Origin of the sequence: Paenibacillus oleatilyticus, assembly GCF_018998565.1 — a bacterium.
In the GTDB taxonomy this organism is placed as follows: Bacteria; Bacillota; Bacilli; order Paenibacillales; family NBRC-103111; genus Paenibacillus_G; species Paenibacillus_G oleatilyticus.
In genome coordinates this window covers 1-359 of sequence record NZ_JAHNZO010000157.1, presented here as the reverse complement: position 1 = coordinate 359, position 359 = coordinate 1, and the positions used below count along the sequence as shown (strand labels likewise).

Sequence of the window (359 nt, the reverse complement as noted above, 5' to 3'; positions counted from 1 at the left end):
CACCAGATTAACGCCGTCGACGTGCGCCAGCTCCGGGCTGATGGTCATCGACAGCAGATCGCGCCACTGCCACCACAGCACCAACAGCACCACGGCGACGCCGCCGGCAATCATCACGATATCGCTCAGCGTAACCGACAGCAGATCGCCGAACAGGTAGGCCATCAGATCGACCCGTACGTTAGACATCAACGCCACCACCACCAGCCCCAGCGACAGCGCGCTGTGGGCCAGAATGCCGAGCAGGGTATCCACCGAGAGCTGCGGGCGACGTTCTAGCCACACCAGGGCCAAAGCCAGCAGCAGCGTAATGGCGATCACCGCATAGAAGGGGTTGATGTCCAGCAGCAGACCAAAGG

At 62.1% G+C, this 359-nt stretch carries 1 protein-coding gene; it reads right to left on the bottom strand.

Annotated features, from left to right (window positions below):
* A partial coding sequence (locus KQX66_RS39030; RefSeq protein ID WP_216798435.1) for a metal ABC transporter permease occupies positions 1 to 359 on the bottom strand: 359 nt, incomplete at both ends.